Source organism: Streptococcus sp. FDAARGOS_256 (genome assembly GCF_002289235.2).
In the GTDB taxonomy this organism is placed as follows: Bacteria; Bacillota; Bacilli; order Lactobacillales; family Streptococcaceae; genus Streptococcus.
The window spans coordinates 1,293,772-1,310,977 of sequence record NZ_NTGM02000001.1 but is presented as its reverse complement, the minus strand read 5'-3'; the positions used below and the strand labels follow the sequence as shown (position 1 = coordinate 1,310,977).

Here is a 17,206-nt window from a genome sequence, read left to right as displayed (position 1 = left end):
TCTCCTTCCCTTGTGTGAATGGATATCAATCCACAGTAGTTAGTGTTTATTATAGAGAAAATCGCTGCTAATGTCAATTCAGAGCAAAATAGTTCCCATGGAAACTTTTTTCTTGACATCTCCTCCGAAAGTGATAAAATAGTTCTCACAGAAACTAAATTAGTTCTCCAGAGAACTATATAAAATCATGAGAAGGGAGCAATCATGGACAAATCGTTGTTGATTTTTAAACGTTTTGGGTACCAGATCCACCTGATGTTGCAGAAAGAAGCCAAACGTTGCGGTATTGAATTTATGGGGGGACCGCAAGGGCAGGTCCTGCAGTTTTTAGATCGTCGTGAGCATAATCAAGAATTAACGCTTATCAAGGATATTGAGACAGAACTCAATATCACCAAGTCAGTTGCTAGCAACTTGGTCAAGCGTATGGTACAAAATGGTCTGGTCGAGTTAGAGGCGAGCCCCAGCGATAAGCGGGCAAAATTTGTTCGCCTGACGGAGAAATCGCGTTCGCAGATGCAAAAAGTTAAAGCTTTTTTTGATCGGATCGATCAGAGTCTGCTAGAGGGGGTTTCAAAGTCAGACTTGGCAATCTTTGAAAAGGTACTCGGGCAATTGCAAGAAAATGTTGAGAAGATAGGAGGAGAGAATGAAGAAACTCGCTAAACGTATTACAGGAAAAGAGTGGGGAATGATCGTCCTTACGATTCTGTTCACTTGTTTCTCGGTCTATCTAGAGTTAGAGGTACCGACCTACATTTCGCAAATTACAGAATTACTGGGAACGTCAGGGACACAGATGGATGCACTCTGGTCACCAGCTGCGAAGATGATTGGTTTGTCTTTATTGGCTTTCTTTTCATCTGTTATGGTTGGTTTCTTTGCCGCTCGCGTTGCAGCATCCTATACAACCCATCTACGTAGAGACGTATTTCATCGTGTTTTAGATTTTTCGCAGACAGAGATCAAGCGCTTTTCAATCCCAAGTCTTTTGACTCGGACGACCAATGATATTACCCAGGTACAGATGCTCTTTACCATGGGCTTGCAAGTGGTTACTCGTGGGCCAATTATGGCTATCTGGGCCATTGGAAAAATCCTTGGGAAATCGGAATACTGGCTCTGGGCGGTCCTTGTGGCTGTTATTGTGAATGTCTTGATGACCACCGTTCTTATGACTCTGGCTTTTCCTAAACAATCTGTCATCCAAAAATTGACAGATAAACTCAATAGTATCACTCGTGAAAGTTTGACTGGGATTCGAGTTGTTCGCGCATACAATGCCGAGGATTACCAAGGTAAGAAATTTGAAGCAGCTAACGATGAGGTAACACGTCTCAATCTCTTTGTCAATCGATTGATGGCCATTATGAACCCGATCATGATGGCGATTTCCAGTGGATTGAGTTTAGCCATTTACTGGATTGGTGCCTATATCATCAACGATGCAAGTTTGACAGAACGTCTGCCACTCTTTAGTGATATGGTAGTCTTCATGTCCTATGCTATGCAGGTCGTGATGGGCTTCCTTCTCATGGGAGCACTCTTTATCGTTCTTCCTCGGACCTTGGTTTCTGCAGGACGTATCAACCAAGTTTTGGATTTGCATCCTTCTATTAAGAATCCGAGTCAAGCACAGGCTGCAGATTCTTCAGTTCAAGGACAAGTGGAATTCCGTGATGTAACCTTCCGATACTCTCAAAACTCAGAAGCAGTTGTGGAACATGTTACTTTTAAAGCCGAAGCAGGTCAAACAGTTGCCTTTATCGGATCAACTGGATCTGGGAAATCTACTCTAGTCAACCTAATACCTCGTTTTTATGATGTCTCATCTGGTCAAATCCTAGTAGATGGTGTCGATGTGCAAGATTACAACTTGGAAGACTTGCGTAATAAGGTCGGCTATATCCCACAAAAAGCTGTGCTCTTTTCTGGAGATGTTAAGGGTAATCTCGACTTTGGTAAGAGTAAAGAAAGTCCTCTCAGCGAACCTGCTATGTGGCAAGCTTTGGAATTGGCTCAATCTAAGAACTTTATCGAGGATAAGGAAGCAGGTCTGTCCTCTGAAGTAGCCCAAGGTGGGACCAACTTCTCAGGAGGTCAAAGACAACGCTTGGCTATTGCCCGGGCCTTGGCTCGTAAGCCAGAGATTCTTATCTTTGATGACTCTTTCTCAGCCTTGGACTACAAGACAGACCGGATCTTGCGCCAAGAATTAGCTGAAAAAACACAATCCTTGACTAAGTTAATCGTTGCTCAACGCATCTCAACCATCATGGATGCCGACCTGATCTTGGTTTTGGATCAAGGTAAAGTCGTGGGACAAGGCACCCACAAAGAACTTCTAGCTACTAACGAAGTCTACCAAGAAATTGCCTACTCACAACTATCGAAGGAGGAATTGGAAGATGGAAAATAAAAAAGTTTCGGTCTGGAAACAGTGCAAACCTTATATGGCAGGCCTCCAACTCCCTCTCCTAATAGCAGTTGTGGCTGCAGTCATTTCAAGTATCATTACCGTTTATGGTCCAACTAAGATTAAAGAAATTACTAACTTGATTTCAGATGGCTTGGCTACAGAAATCGACTTGGTAGCTGTGTCAAACATTGCTGGATTTTTGGTTGTTCTGTATGTATTTGGAGCTATCCTTAATTATACACAGGCCTATATCTTTTCAACGAGCATTCAGCATTTTTCAAAACGCTTGCGGACAGCAATCGCTGAAAAAATCAATCGTTTGCCACTTGGCTATTTTGACCGTCATTCACAAGGAGATACCCTTTCGCGCGTGACCAATGATGTGGATACAGCAGCGCAATCTCTCAACCAAAGTCTAGGGGCAGTTCTTTCAGCTAGTTTCTTGTTGATTGCTGTCTTGGTGACCATGTTTGGGATGAACTGGATTTTGGCATTGGTAACCGTTGTATCAACCCTTGTTGGTTTTGCGGCGGTTTCCGTAATCATGGCTAAGTCACAGGGTTATTTTAAAGCTCAACAAAATAATCTAGCGGCCGTCAATGGTTATGTGGAAGAGATGTACTCTGGCCATAATGTAGTGACCAGCTACAACGCAGTGGGCACCTCCAAAGCGAGATTTGCTGATTTAAACCAAGACTTGCATGATAGTATCTGGAAATCTCAATTTATCTCTGGTATCATGATGCCAGCCATGTTCTTTGTTGGAAACTTTAGTTATGTCTTAGTCATCATCGTTGGGGCCGCGCTGGCGTTAGAAGGGCATATCACAATAGGGATTATTGTAGCCTTTATGGTTTACGTACGGACCTTCTCCCAACCTCTGTCACAGATTGCCCAAGGGATTACGAACTTGCAACAAGCGAGTGCAGCCATGACACGTGTATTAGAATTTCTAGCTGAAGCAGAGATGCAGGATGAATCTCATAAGGAGAGACAATTGAGCGACATGAAAGGGGAAGTAGTCTTTGATCACGTGTCCTTTGGCTATAAACCAGAGCGCACCATCATCCATGATTTTTCTGCGACAGCTCATGCAGGTCAGAAGGTCGCGATTGTTGGACCGACTGGGGCTGGGAAGACAACCATTGTCAATCTTTTGATGAAGTTCTATGAGCTAGATAAGGGAAGTATCCGCATCGATGGTGTCGATACCAAGGACATGAAGCGTTCGGAAGTGTATGATGCCTTTTCAATGGTCTTGCAGGATACTTGGCTCTTTGAAGGAACGATTCGAGAGAACCTGATCTATAATCAGACAGACATCAGTGATGAACGAATGATGGAAGCCAGCAAGGCTGTGGGAATCCACCACTTTATCATGACTTTGCCAGACGGTTACGACACTGTTTTGGATGACACCGTGACCTTGTCTGTTGGACAGAAACAGCTCTTGACCATTGCTCGTGCCCTTCTCAAAGATGCACCGCTCTTGATTTTGGATGAAGCGACATCTTCAGTCGACACACGTACAGAGGAGTTGATTCAAAAAGCTATGGACCGTTTGATGGAAGGACGCACATCCTTTGTCATCGCCCACCGCTTGTCAACTATTCGTAATGCCGATTTGATTCTTGTCATGAAAGATGGCAATATCATCGAGCAAGGCAATCATGAGGAACTAATGGCGCAAGGTGGCTTCTACGCTGACTTGTACAATAGTCAATTTACAGAAGACGAAGCAGAAGAATAAATCAAAAGAAGGCTTGACGGCCTTCTTTTTCTGCACTATACTAGAAGATAAACGTCTCACCTGTAGACGAAAACAAGGTAATGAATGAGAAATTTAATGAAAAATTATCAAGAATGGTATAGCAACCTTAGCTCCAAACTAACTAGCCATCCCACCCTTTTATTTCTATTGCTTAATTTCAATCGTTTGATGACAGTCGCCATGCCCTTGGTCTATCTGACTTTGCTAGTCATCACTTGCCTGCAACTAGGACTTGGTCAGCAGGTTGGGGTTTATGTGCTTATTCCTGCATCAGGCTTTGTGATCTTGTCCCTTTTTCGTAAGAAAATCAACCACCCGCGGCCTTATGAAACTTGGGATATCTGTCCCCTGCTTGAAAAAGATAGCTCGGGACAGTCGATGCCCAGTCGCCATGTTTTTTCGGCAACTATCATCTCCATGGCCTGTCTGCATGCTAGTCTACCTGTTGGCTTAGCATGCTTGCTCTTCTCAGCTTTGCTGGGCTTGGTGAGGGTTTTAGGGGGCGTTCATTATCCCAAGGATGTCTTGGTTGGCTATGCTTGTGGTCTGGTGTGGGGATTCCTTTTCTTCCTATTCTGACATGTAAGTTAAGCTAGTCCTACAACCACTTACTGCTTCAAATTGACCACTTGCTTTTTTGCCCTTGTATTCCTAACTTAGCTTTGATATAGTAGAGTCAGAAAGGAGATGTGATGAAGTTACGAATTGAGATTGATGGCAATTTAGAGGAGACTGAAATTGTCATCAAGACCCCCACTTTGACAGATGAAATTGCAGATTTGCAACGACTTTTGCAAGAGTCAAAGGCTCCGAGGTTGACTTTTTACAAGGGGACAGGTGAATATTATCTAGACCTGTCAGAAATTCTCTTCTTTGAAACAGAAGGTAGCAAGATCTACGCCCATACCCATAAGGAAGCCTATGAAGTTCGCCTCAAGCTCTATGAGTTGGAGTCCATCTTACCTCGCTATTTCAGTCGAGTGTCCAAGTCAACGATCGCAAACATCCGTCAGATTTACTCAGTGGACAAGTCCTTTTCAGGAACGGGCACTATTTCCTTTTATCAGACCCACAAGGAGGTTCATGTCTCACGGCATTACCAATCCCTCCTAAAAGAAAATCTAAGAAACATGAGGTAAAAAACATGAAAAAGAAAGCATTTGGTATTGTTTTATTGGTTTTAGCAGCTTGGATCTTGCTGCAAGGGAATTTTGGAATTCCTTCTTTGGATGGCAAGATATGGCCTTTACTAGGTATTGTTTTTTTTGCTTATAAGACCATTGAGTCTATCCTTAGACGCCATCTCACTTCGGCAGTTTTTACAGGTTTACTGGCGCTCATCATTGCAAATTACGCTTATGACTTTTTGCCAGTTACCAATCATTCTCTCATCTGGGCTAGCATCTTGGTGGTACTCGGTGTTGGTTATCTGACGCATTCAAGTAAGTTCTGGAATGAAAAAAAATGGTGGTACGATGGGAAAAAAACAGTCGTCACGGATAAGGAAGTCGCTTTTGGTAGCGGGACCTTCTATAAGCAAGATCAAGATCTCGTAGATGACCAAGTGGAAGTCGCTTTTGGGGATGCTAAAATCTACTATGATAATGCAGAGATGTTAGGTGATTTTGCAACTTTAAATATTGAAGTGGCCTTCGGGAATGCAACCGTCTATGTTCCACAACACTGGCGTGTCGATTTGAAAGTAGAAACCTCCTTTGGTGCAGCTAAGGCAGATGCTCCTGTAGCGCCAACAAACAAAACCTTGATTATCCGTGGGGAAGTTGCTTTTGGTAAACTTGGAGTTGTTTACGTTAAATAAAAAAATAGTTTAGGCCCTTGATAAATTCGAGAAAGTGTGATAACATAGTACGGTATGTGGTGCTAGCACATCCGCTATATTAGATCTAATAGGAGGAAAACACAATGGCTAAAGTATGTTACTTTACAGGTCGTAAGACTGTATCAGGAAACAACCGTTCACACGCGATGAACCAAACAAAACGTGCCGTAAAACCAAACCTTCAAAAAGTTACTGTTCTTATCGATGGTAAACCTAAAAAAGTTTGGGCTTCAGCTCGTGCTTTGAAATCAGGTAAAGTTGAACGCGTTTAATAAAAATGAAAAGACCGCTTAGGTCTTTTTCTTTTGCTCTAAGGATAAAACCATTTGAAAAATAGAGTAAATATCCGCAGATACAGCATTCTGCTTTTACACTTGGGCTGAAATATGATAAAATAGAGTATCAACTAGTTGAGGTAAAAAAAATGACTGTAAAAATTAATACAAAAGATGGTCAAATCGAACTGACAGATGAAGTGATTGCAACCGTTGTAGGTGGTGCCGCAACTGAGATTTTTGGTGTGGTCGGTATGGCTAGTAAAAATGCCCTCAAAGACAATTTCCAAGCCCTTCTTGGTAAGGAAAATTATTCTAAGGGTGTTGTTATAAAAGCAGCCGAAGATGGTAGCATTGCAGTTGATGTTTATACCGTATTGAGCTACGGAGTAAAGATAAGCGAAGTGTCAAAAAACATTCAAGAGCGTGTTCGTTTTAGTTTAGAAAATCAACTAGGAATTACTGCTCAGACTGTGAATGTCTACATTCAAAATATCAAAGTTGTAGGAGAATAATCGTGTCAAAAATTACTACCAGTTTATTCCAAGAGATGGTGCAAGCTGCATCAACTCGTTTGAATAAGCAAGCAGAATATGTCAATTCATTGAACGTCTTTCCAGTTCCAGATGGAGATACTGGGACAAACATGGGAATGACCATTGAAAATGGTGCCAAAGAAGTAGCAGACAAGCCTGCTTCTACAGTTGGAGAAGTAGCGAGCATTCTTGCTAAAGGTCTCTTGATGGGCGCGCGTGGGAACTCAGGGGTTATCACTTCTCAGCTCTTCCGTGGCTTCTCTCAGGCTATCAAGGAAAAAGATGAATTAACAGGTCAAGACTTGGCTCTTGCCTTCCAATCCGGTGTCGAAGTAGCTTATAAAGCAGTTATGAAACCAGTTGAAGGAACCATTTTGACTGTTTCTCGTGGAGCGGCTATTGGGGCTAAGAAAAAAGCCGAGGAGACAGATGATGCTGTCGAGGTCATGCGTGCAGCCTTGGAAGGTGCAAAAGCAGCTTTGGCTAAGACGCCAGAAATGCTTCCAGTCCTTAAGGAAGTTGGTGTGGTAGACTCAGGTGGTCAAGGTTTAGTCTTTATCTACGAAGGATTCCTTTCAGCTCTTACTGGTGAATACAGTGCTTCTGAAGACTTTGTAGCGACTCCTGCTAACATGAGTGAAATGATTAATGCAGAGCACCACAAGTCTGTAGCAGGGCATGTGGCAACTGAGGACATTACCTTCGGTTACTGTACAGAGATCATGGTAGCCCTCAAACAAGGTCCAACTTATTCTAAAGATTTTGACTACGATGAATTCCGTAACTACTTGAATGACTTAGGCGACTCTCTACTTGTTGTCAACGATGATGAGATCGTCAAAGTTCACGTCCATACAGAAGATCCAGGTCTTGTCATGCAAGAAGGTCTCAAATATGGTAGCTTGATCAAGGTAAAAGTGGACAACATGCGTAACCAACACGAGGCGCAAGTTGAAAAAGAAGCAACTCAAGGCAACAAGCCTGCTGAAACAAAAGAGTATGCCCTTATCGCAGTAGTAGCTGGTCAAGGTTTAGCAGATATCTTCCGTGCCCAAGGTGTGGATTATGTTATCGAAGGTGGTCAGACGATGAACCCTTCAACAGAAGACTTTATCAAGGCTGTTGAACAGGTCAATGCTCGCAACATTATCTTCTTGCCAAACAACAAAAATATCTTTATGGCAGCTCAGTCTGCGGCTGAAGTGCTTGAACAACCTGCTGTTGTGGTAGAAGCGCGTACAATTCCTCAAGGGTTGACCAGCCTTCTTGCCTTTGACCCAAGCAAATCAATCGAAGAAAACAAAGAACGCATGACTGCAGCCCTTGGTGATGTTATCAGCGGTAGTGTAACAACAGCCGTTCGTGATACAACTATCGATGGATTAGCAATTCATGAAAATGACAATCTTGGTATGGTAGATGGGAAAATCCTCGTGTCAAACCCTGACATGCACCAAACCTTGACTGAAACATTGAAACATATGTTGGACGAAGACAGTGAAATCGTGACTTTCTATGTCGGTGAAGACGGAAGCGAAGAACTTGCCAATGAAATTGCCCAAGAAATCGCAGAAGAATTTGAAGATGTTGAAGTCGAAATCCACCAAGGTCAACAACCCGTATATCCATATCTTTTCAGTGTGGAATAATCGTGAAAATGGAATGAAAATAACAGAAGGAAGCTGGTTTTACAGCTTCCTTTTTTATGCAAATGGAGTTATAAAGAAATTTCTGTAGAAATGAACATTCTATTGGAAATTCTATTTACTATAAGTTATAATGATAAAGCTGTTATGTTAGATTAAGTATGAATATAAAGGAGAAATGATGAAGAAAAAAATTTTTAATCAATCTTTTTCCCGCTTTTCAATTAGAAAGTTAAGTGTTGGGACCTGTTCGGTATTGCTAGGAACCTTTATGGTGATGGCTACTTCTCCAGTGCAAGCGGATGAAGCTCAAGTCAACAATAAGGAACAACAAACGCAGGCGGAAATTCAACAGAAGGGAAAAAGTGCTGAGAATAGACAGGAAGTCATTTCTGAGCCTCAAAAAGTGGTAACACAGAACGAAGCGGTTAAGGAGCTGGAGGATAAAGCTGAACCGTCCAAAACAGAAGTATCTGCACCAGTCTCTCAGAGCCAACCAGTTTCTCAAGTTGACAATACGAAGGAAGCGAGTCAGCCTTCTTTAGATGAGGAGAAAAAGCAATCTCTAGAATCAACTCAAACTGAGCAGAAAAGCAAGGAAGAAAGTGGCTCTAGCGGGAAAACTTCTTCTAGGCGCAAGAGATCGCTAGATGAAGTCAATGCAGAATTTAAAACTCATTCGCCAATCAAAGATATCCATGCTGTAGATAGTGTTCGTGAGTCCTTGACTTTTAGTATTACTGGACACGAAGCAGATTATTCTGGTGGGTATATCAAAATTCATTTCCAAAATGGGAAGGCTATTAAATTGACCCCTTCTCCAGTTGGTGGTGTAAAGTTCAGCCAAGAAAAAACGAATGGGGACCTTGATTTAAAGATAGAACCTGCAAATCTGAGAGGTGGAGCAAACTATAACTTCGTCTATACTTTTCAGATAGATCCTTTGACTCAGAACTGGGGAGGTGCTGTCCAAGCCATTGGGCCAGACCATAAGGTGACCGCAACTGCTAAGCTCTATGACAAAAATGGCAATGTCCTCAAAGAACTTGGAAGCATTGAACACACATGGAAAGTCTTAGAAAACGGGGTGGGTGGCCTGACTCCAATGTCTGGCAATCAGGTCATTGGCTACGATCGAAATAACGATGGTATTGTCGACGATGATTCATCGGTCGTGTCCTACTATCTATTTAACGGTGCGAAAGATCCTAAGAATAATACGGCAAGAAATGATTACTTCAACTATGGAAATGGTGTCTTTGATGGTCGTATGATCAATGGTATGGGGATTAGTGATGTCGGAGGGCATATCATTGATCCTGTCACTTCTTATACCTATAATATAGAGTTAAAAGAAGGTTATGAATTGACAGATGAAGCTAAAGCTCTAGGATGGACTGCCGATGCGACGGGTTACCATCTGACGATTAACAGAGCTAACAATCCGCTTCAAGATATTAATAACAATAAAAATAAGCTCATTCCAATTTCTTTCAAGTTAAAGAATGCCAAAGTAGCAGATATCAATAGAAAAGCACAAAACCTAACTGTGACGGGGATCTATACAAAAGCAGATGGGACTAGTTATCAAAATACGGCTGTTCTCCCCTATACTCTCTTTGTTCAAAAAACTGATCAGCCAGAATCTTCTCTCTTTGAGTTTAGACACTATAATCAGTCAGATTCGGAGATAATTCGTTCTTATGGTGAAACAGAATACCGTTCTTATGTTCGGCTCTCTTCGGTCGCTGAGGTTGAAAAAGATTATCTTATCAATGACTATACTGTCACTCATAAAATACAGGACCCACGAGAGTCTTATCGGGAAGTCAATGCGATTGAGGAGCGTTATTGGAATGAATTTTTCTCTTCGCCGGATGCATCTGTAGAAGTATACAATAAAGCTACAGGTGAGTTGTTAGGGACTTTTAATAGTAACACTCGTAGTCTACGATTGACGGAAGAGCAAGATGTGAAGGAACTGGAGTACAAGTTTAAAAATATCAAGATGAGGAAGTCCTCAACCAATGATACTTCGGCATTTTTTTTCCAGACAAAAACACGTTTTAATAATTGGGAAAGTTTCTATAAAGACTCGACGATTAGTAAGTTGGATTCTAGAACGGATTCCACTTTTAACAATACTGGAAACACTGTTTCCTTCTCTCAAACGGCTTCAGCCGAATTGACGCGCGTTATCCAGCAAATTTCAATGATTGGGCGAGCTAGAACAGATGTCTTCAATCGACATACAGATGCTTCTGGTTTTAAACAAGATTTTATCACAAGGACTGCGGGTAAAGACACCCCTACTCAGAACTTCGCAAACTTGACGGGAGTTTACCATTTAGCCTATTTGGCTGACCCTCAATTAAACTTTAGTGGGAGTCCTAATTTTAAGGTTTATTATAATTACAAAGATACTGGGAAAACTCTCTACTATGCCCAAGTAAAGGGGACTCCAGACTCCCCTATGCCCCCAACACTTTTGAAGTTGGAAAACAAGACGATTCCAAATGGGACCTATACCTATAAAGCGATTGCTTTCTGGGATGAAGAACTTCCTGACATTCAAGCTCAGAATGGTTATGACTTGGGGGAGCTTGACGGCATTACAGTTACCTCGAAAAATTCGGTTTCTTATGACTTCGATGTGATCGTACAGGCTTCTGAAGCGAGTGGTGTCTACTCTGAAGTGAAGAGAGCTACAAACCAACACTTTGCCTATAATACCCAAGAGCACTATCCTGGCGATGAGATTGATTTCAGAGTGACCTATAAAAACGCAGCGAAACAGCCTGTTTCAGACGTTTATGTTTTGTCATCCTTGCCGATGAAAGGTGATAAACAGCTAGAATCCAGAAATCGTGGTTCTGCATTTACAGTGAGTTTGACAAAAGCTCTAACACCACCTTCAGGCTGGGAAGTTCAATATAGTCGTACTGCGGGCACTGCTGCAGAAATTAATGCTTCACAATGGCTCACAGCAGACCAAGTGTCGGATTGGTCAGAGATTCGTGCAGTTCGTTGGCATTCGACTGCTCCGGTTGCTGCTGGAAGTAGGGTTCAATTTCCTATCGATGGAGCAGTTATCGGGCAAGATACTGCCCCAGGTGCTACGGCTTATCTTTCTTCGGCATTGGCAAATGGCAGTTCCAAGTACACTGAGTCCAATAATGTTTCAATCCAAATGTCTACCAAACTGTCATCTGCAAGTTTTTCCTTTGTGGATGTAAACGATCCGTCTAAGGAAGTGCAACTAGGACAGGTAGACACAGTTGTAGGCAAACCTAATGGACCAATTTCTTATGATCCTGCTGATCGAATTAAGGAATTGGAAGATGCAGGATATGAACTGATCAGTAACGATTTTACAGATCATACATTTGGTGACTCGACTAGTCCAAAACAATTCAAGTTTCAGTTTAGACACAAGATAACAGAACTATCCGAAACTGTTCGTGGAACTCGCGAAATTGATTATGAATATCTCAAAAAAACAAACCATTCTGATTTATCACTCCTTGCTCCAAAGCATGTTGAGACTCATTCGTTTACTCGAACGAAGAGAATTGACCAGGTTTTGGCGAAACGGCAACCAAATGATGCGACAGCAGGTGTGACATACTCAGCCTGGTCTGCAGACCAAACTTGGTCTCAAGTGATTTCTCCTGAAATTCCTGGCTATTATCCAAGAGAGGATATTGATGCAAACACAATGTCGGGAGAAGGAGCTCTCGATGAATATTTATTGACTGCGGATGATCCTAGGGATGAAGAGTTGGAAAAAGAATTTACCTGGTATCGGGTGGTGTATTATATTCGGATTCCAGTTGTACCTTCAGCAAGCGCAGCGAAATCTAAAGGCCTTCAAGGGCAGAAACAGGCAGCAACGATTCAGTTTGATGCGGATAGAGCAAGCGAGAGTGAGATTCACTTTACAAAAGGGACAACAACCATTAATGGAGCAAAGAAATCCGTTGAACTAGTCCAAAGTAGTGTCTTTCTTTATGATGAGAATGGGCAAAAGGTAACTTCGCTAACCATTGCCAACCAAGGGACGTACGATTTAGATCTTGTAAATAAAACAATTGTCTTTACTCCACTGAAAACCTTCTATGGTCCAGCAACTCCAGTTCAAGTTGGAGTGGTGGATAAAAATGGAGAGTCGGCTGTAACGACCTATACCCCAGTTGTTGAGAAAGTGACTCCAACTGGTACGGGAGATAAGACAGAGGGTCTACAAGGTCAGGTCCAAGAAGGTAAAGTGACCTTCACGCCAGGCCGTGATTCTGTTCCATTCCCAGCTGATTCGACTCCACTATTTGACAATGGTACAACTGTGAAGGAAGTGCCAAATGTTGGTAAGTTCGAAGTGGATGCAGATGGTAAGGTGACCTTCACACCAGACAAACAATTCAAGGGTGAAACGCCAGAACTTGAATTGACTCGAGTGGATGCCAATGGAACTCCTGTTACAGTCAAGTACCAAGCGGTAGTGAAAGAAGTAGTTCCAACTTCAACGGATGCCACTTCAAATGGTATCCAAGGTCAACCGCAAAAAGGTACCCCAACCTTCACAGAAGGTAATCCATTGGTTCCAATTGATGACACGAAACCAATGACTTTCGAAGATGGACAGTCAACGAAAACAGTTCCAGGTGTGGGTGAATACAGCATCAATCCAGATGGTTCTATCACCTTTACTCCAGAAAAACAATATGTTGGTACACCAACTCCAGTCACAGTGAAACGTGTAGATAAGAACGGTACAGAGGTTACTGCGGCTTATACTCCAACAGTGACTAAGGTAACCCCAACTAGCACTAACGTAACCAGCACAGGTCCTCAAGGTGTTCCACAAACAGGTACCCCAACCTTCCAAGGTGGTGACCCACTGGTTCCAATCGATGAAACAGTCCAGCCAACCTTCGAAGATGGCAGCAAAGAGAAATCTATTCCAGGTCAAGGAACTTACACGATTGCACCAGACGGAACAGTGACCTTCACACCAGACAAGCAGTTTGTCGGAAACCCAGCTCCAGTCACAGTCAAACGTGTGGATAAGAATGGTACAGAAGTCACTGCAACCTACAGCCCAGAGTTTACTAAGGTGACTCCTACAGGAACCGGTGCAACAAGCACAGGTCCTCAAGGTGTTCCACAAACGGGCACTCCAAACTTCCAAGGTGGTAATCCACTGGTTCCAATCGATGAAACAGTCCAGCCAACCTTCGAAGATGGCAGCAAAGAGAAATCTATTCCAGGTCAAGGAACTTACACGATTGCACCAGACGGAACAGTGACCTTCACACCAGCCAAACAGTTTGTCGGAAACCCAGCTCCAGTCACAGTCAAACGTGTAGATAAGAACGGCACCCCAGTTACTGCGACTTACAGTCCAGAGTTTACGAAAGTAACCCCAACTGGTACGGGAGATAAGACAGAGGGTCTACAAGGTCAGGTCCAAGAAGGTAAAGTGACCTTCACTCCAGGCCATGACTCAGTTCCATTCCCAGCTGATTCAACTCCACTATTTGACAACGGTACAACTGTGAAAGAAGTGCCAAATGTTGGTAAATTCGAAGTGGACGCAGACGGTAAGGTGACCTTCACTCCGGATAAACAGTTCAAGGGCGAAACACCAGAGCTCGAATTGACTCGTGTGGATGCCAACGGAACTCCTGTTACTGTCAAGTACCAAGCGGTGGTGAAAGAAGTAGTTCCAACCAGTACTAATGCAACCAGCACAGGTCCTCAAGGACTTCCACAAACAGGTACTCCAACCTTCCAAGGTGGTGATCCACTGGTTCCAATCGATGAAACAGTAGAGCCAACCTTCGAAGATGGAAGCAAAGAGAAATCTATTCCAGGTCAAGGAACTCACACGATTGCACCAGACGGAACTGTAACTTTCACTCCGGATAAACAGTTTGTTGGAAACCCAGATCCAGTCACAGTCAAACGCGTAGATAAGAATGGCACCCCAGTTACTGCGACATACAGCCCAGAGTTTACTAAGGTAACTCCGACTGGTTCAGGTGATAAGACAGAGGGTCTGCAAGGTCAAGTCCAAGAAGGTAAAGTGACCTTCACTCCAGGCCATGACTCAGTTCCATTCCCAGCTGATTCAACTCCACTATTTGACAATGGTACAACCGTGAAAGAAGTGCCAAATGTTGGTAAGTTCGAAGTGGACGCAGACGGCAAGGTGACCTTCACTCCAGATAAGCAGTTCAAAGGTGAAACACCAGAGCTTGAATTGACTCGTGTAGATGCCAACGACACCCCTGTTACCGTTAAGTACCAAGCGGTGGTGAAAGAAGTAGTTCCAACCAGCACTAACGCAACCAGCACAGGCCCTCAGGGTGTTCCACAAACAGGCACTCCAAGCTTCCAAGGTGGTGATCCACTGGTTCCAATCGATGACACGAAACCAATGACCTTCGAAGATGGTCAGTCAACGAAGACAGTTCCAGGTGTAGGTGAATATAGCATCAATCCAGATGGATCTATTACCTTTACGCCGGATAAGAAATACTTTGGGACTCCAGATCCAGTAACAGTTAAACGAGTTGATAAGAACGGGACCCCAGTTACTGCGACTTACAGTCCAGAGTTTACTAAGGTGACTCCTACAGGAACCGGTGCAACCAGCACAGGCCCTCAAGGTGTTCCGCAAACAGGTACTCCAACCTTCCAAGGTGGCGATCCACTGGTTCCAATCGATGAAACAGTAGAGCCAACTTTCGCAGATGGAAGCAAGGAGAAGACTATTCCAGGTCAAGGAACCTACACGATTGCGCCAGATGGTACAGTGACCTTCACACCAGACAAGCAGTTTGTTGGAAACCCAGATCCAGTCACAGTCAAACGCGTAGATAAGAATGGCACCCCGGTGACTGCGACTTACAGTCCAGAGTTTACGAAAGTAACGCCAATTGGTACAGGTGATAAGACAGAAGGTCTGCAAGGTCAGGTCCAAGAAGGTAAAGTGACCTTCACACCAGGCCATGACTCTGTTCCATTCCCAGCTGATTCGACACCACTATTTGACAATGGTACAGCTGTGAAAGAAGTGCCAAATGTTGGTAAGTTCGAAGTGGACGCAGATGGCAAGGTAACTTTCACCCCTGACAAACAGTTCAAGGGTGAAACACCAGAACTTGAATTGACTCGAGTGGATGTCAACGGAACTCCTGTTACTGTCAAGTACCAAGCAGTAGTGAAAGAAGTAGTTCCAACCAGCACTAATGCAACCAGCACAGGTCCTCAAGGTGTCCCACAAACTGGTACTCCAACTTTCCAAGGTGGCGATCCACTGGTTCCAATTGATGAAACAGTAGAGCCAACCTTCGCAGATGGAAGCAAAGAGAAATCTATTCCAGGCCAAGGAACCTACACGATTGCGCCAGATGGTACAGTGACCTTCACACCAGACAAGCAGTTTGTTGGAAACCCAGATCCAGTCACAGTCAAACGCGTAGATAAGAATGGCACTCCAGTTACTGCGACCTACAGTCCAGAGTTTACTAAGGTGACTCCAACTGGTAAAGATACTTCTTCAGTTAACATTAAGGGTCTTGTTCAAACAGGTACGCCAACATTTGAAGGTGGTAATCCGCTTGTTCCAATTGATGAAACTGTGGCAGCGACATTTGAAGATGGATCAACTGAAAAAGTGATTCCAGGTGAAGGAACTTACGTAATCTCACCAGACGGCATCGTCACCTTCACTCCAGAAGCTAATTTTGTAGGAAAAGGAACAGGCGTAACGATTGTCCGTAAGGATAAGAACGGAACTCCAGTTACTGCAAGCTATCGTCCAACAGTTGTAGACCCATCTACTGGTCATGACACGACTTCTACAGGAGCAAAAGGCCAACCTCAAGTGGCAACACCAGTGTTTGAAGGACATATCGATTCGACTGTTCCACCAACATTTGAGGATGGTAGCACGACTATGGTTGTTCCGGGTGAAGGAAGTTATACAATTGATAAAGATGGTAAGATTACCTTTACTCCAGAACCAGACTTTGTTGGTACAGCTAAAGGATTGGTTGTGAAACGTTTGGATATGTATGGAAATGTAGTTACTGCTCATTACACACCAACTGTCCTTGGACAAACACAAGTGAGTGATGCGACATCAGAAGGTCTTAAAGGTCAAACTCAGACTGGTAAACCAAACTTTACAGGTGATGTCGACCTGACAGTTCCGCCAACCTTTGAAGATGGAACAACTGAAAAAGTCGTTCCAGGAGAAGGAACTTATGTAATCTCACCAGATGGCACCGTCACCTTTACCCCTGAGGCAGACTTTGTAGGACAAGCCAAAGGTGTGAAAGTGATCCGTAAAGATCGCAATGGAAATATCATTTCAGGATTCTATACTCCAACAGTAGTAGAACTTCCAGAGCAAGTGAAGCAGTCTGATAAAAAAGAACTTTCAGTACCTGATTCGAAACCAGATCAATTGACTCAAAACATATTTGTAGAAAAAAATCAACTTCCAAATACCGGAAGTCAAGAAGATGGTTTGAAGAATCTAGGAATTCTGACAGCCCTAGCAGGTGCTATGACACTTGGATTGCTAGGTAAAAAGAAACGAAACGATGAATCAGACTAATCATTTTTAAGAACCGAGAAATCGGTTCTTTTTTATGACATTTGTCATATTTCCTAGTGACAGAAGCATCTAGCTCCGCTAACTTCAAAA

10 protein-coding genes are annotated in these 17,206 nt (G+C 43.2%); all 10 read left to right on the top strand.

The annotated features are described in order from the left end of the window. Window positions 1–204 precede the first annotated feature (204 nt). The 10 genes from A6J84_RS06480 to A6J84_RS06435 all read left to right on the top strand — a co-directional run bounded on the left by A6J84_RS06480 (window position 205) and on the right by A6J84_RS06435 (window position 17,116). Window positions 205–666, top strand: coding sequence for a MarR family winged helix-turn-helix transcriptional regulator (locus A6J84_RS06480; protein WP_095726281.1), 462 nt, complete (start codon window positions 205–207; stop codon window positions 664–666). After that, on the top strand, window positions 650–2,419 hold the full coding sequence (locus A6J84_RS06475) for an ABC transporter ATP-binding protein (RefSeq protein ID WP_084880403.1): 1,770 nt from the start codon (window positions 650–652) through the stop codon (window positions 2,417–2,419). Before A6J84_RS06480 ends, A6J84_RS06475 begins: the two co-directional genes overlap by 17 nt. After that, window positions 2,409–4,169, top strand: a complete 1,761-nt coding sequence (locus A6J84_RS06470; protein ID WP_095726280.1) for an ABC transporter ATP-binding protein — start codon at window positions 2,409–2,411, stop codon at window positions 4,167–4,169. The genes A6J84_RS06475 and A6J84_RS06470 overlap by 11 nt, the downstream gene beginning before the upstream one ends. Before the next feature lie 96 nt (window positions 4,170–4,265). Continuing rightward, window positions 4,266–4,769, top strand: a complete 504-nt coding sequence (locus A6J84_RS06465; RefSeq protein ID WP_000800953.1) for a phosphatase PAP2 family protein — start codon at window positions 4,266–4,268, stop codon at window positions 4,767–4,769. Between the two features lie 113 nt (window positions 4,770–4,882). Continuing rightward, entirely contained in the window at window positions 4,883–5,329 is a 447-nt protein-coding gene (locus A6J84_RS06460; protein WP_095726279.1) for a LytTR family DNA-binding domain-containing protein, read from the top strand. 5 nt (window positions 5,330–5,334) lie between these two features. After that, on the top strand, window positions 5,335–6,009 hold the full coding sequence (locus A6J84_RS06455) for a LiaF transmembrane domain-containing protein (protein ID WP_049489486.1): 675 nt from the start codon (window positions 5,335–5,337) through the stop codon (window positions 6,007–6,009). 104 nt (window positions 6,010–6,113) lie between these two features. After that, window positions 6,114–6,302: a 50S ribosomal protein L28 gene (rpmB, locus tag A6J84_RS06450; protein WP_001140948.1), complete on the top strand. Its 189-nt coding sequence runs from the start codon at window positions 6,114–6,116 to the stop codon at window positions 6,300–6,302. A 152-nt stretch (window positions 6,303–6,454) separates the two neighbouring features. Further along, window positions 6,455–6,820, top strand: a complete 366-nt coding sequence (locus tag A6J84_RS06445; protein WP_000216434.1) for an Asp23/Gls24 family envelope stress response protein — start codon at window positions 6,455–6,457, stop codon at window positions 6,818–6,820. A gap of 2 nt (window positions 6,821–6,822) precedes the next feature. Beyond that, a complete protein-coding gene (locus A6J84_RS06440) occupies window positions 6,823–8,490 on the top strand; it encodes a DAK2 domain-containing protein (RefSeq protein ID WP_049478837.1) in 1,668 nt (555 codons plus the stop codon). Between the two features lie 175 nt (window positions 8,491–8,665). Further along, the gene (locus A6J84_RS06435; RefSeq protein WP_095726278.1) at window positions 8,666–17,116 is read left to right on the top strand and encodes a YSIRK-type signal peptide-containing protein; all 8,451 of its coding nucleotides are present in this window, start codon (window positions 8,666–8,668) and stop codon (window positions 17,114–17,116) included. The last annotated feature ends 90 nt before the right edge of the window (window positions 17,117–17,206 follow it).

Coding starts and splice junctions, on each gene's coding strand:
- A6J84_RS06480 (WP_095726281.1), top strand. CDS start 205: ATGGACAAATCGTTGTTGATTTTTAAACGTTTTGGGTACCAGATCCAC.
- A6J84_RS06475 (WP_084880403.1), top strand. CDS start 650: ATGAAGAAACTCGCTAAACGTATTACAGGAAAAGAGTGGGGAATGATC.
- A6J84_RS06470 (WP_095726280.1), top strand. CDS start 2,409: ATGGAAAATAAAAAAGTTTCGGTCTGGAAACAGTGCAAACCTTATATG.
- A6J84_RS06465 (WP_000800953.1), top strand. CDS start 4,266: ATGAAAAATTATCAAGAATGGTATAGCAACCTTAGCTCCAAACTAACT.
- A6J84_RS06460 (WP_095726279.1), top strand. CDS start 4,883: ATGAAGTTACGAATTGAGATTGATGGCAATTTAGAGGAGACTGAAATT.
- A6J84_RS06455 (WP_049489486.1), top strand. CDS start 5,335: ATGAAAAAGAAAGCATTTGGTATTGTTTTATTGGTTTTAGCAGCTTGG.
- rpmB (WP_001140948.1), top strand. CDS start 6,114: ATGGCTAAAGTATGTTACTTTACAGGTCGTAAGACTGTATCAGGAAAC.
- A6J84_RS06445 (WP_000216434.1), top strand. CDS start 6,455: ATGACTGTAAAAATTAATACAAAAGATGGTCAAATCGAACTGACAGAT.
- A6J84_RS06435 (WP_095726278.1), top strand. CDS start 8,666: ATGATGAAGAAAAAAATTTTTAATCAATCTTTTTCCCGCTTTTCAATT.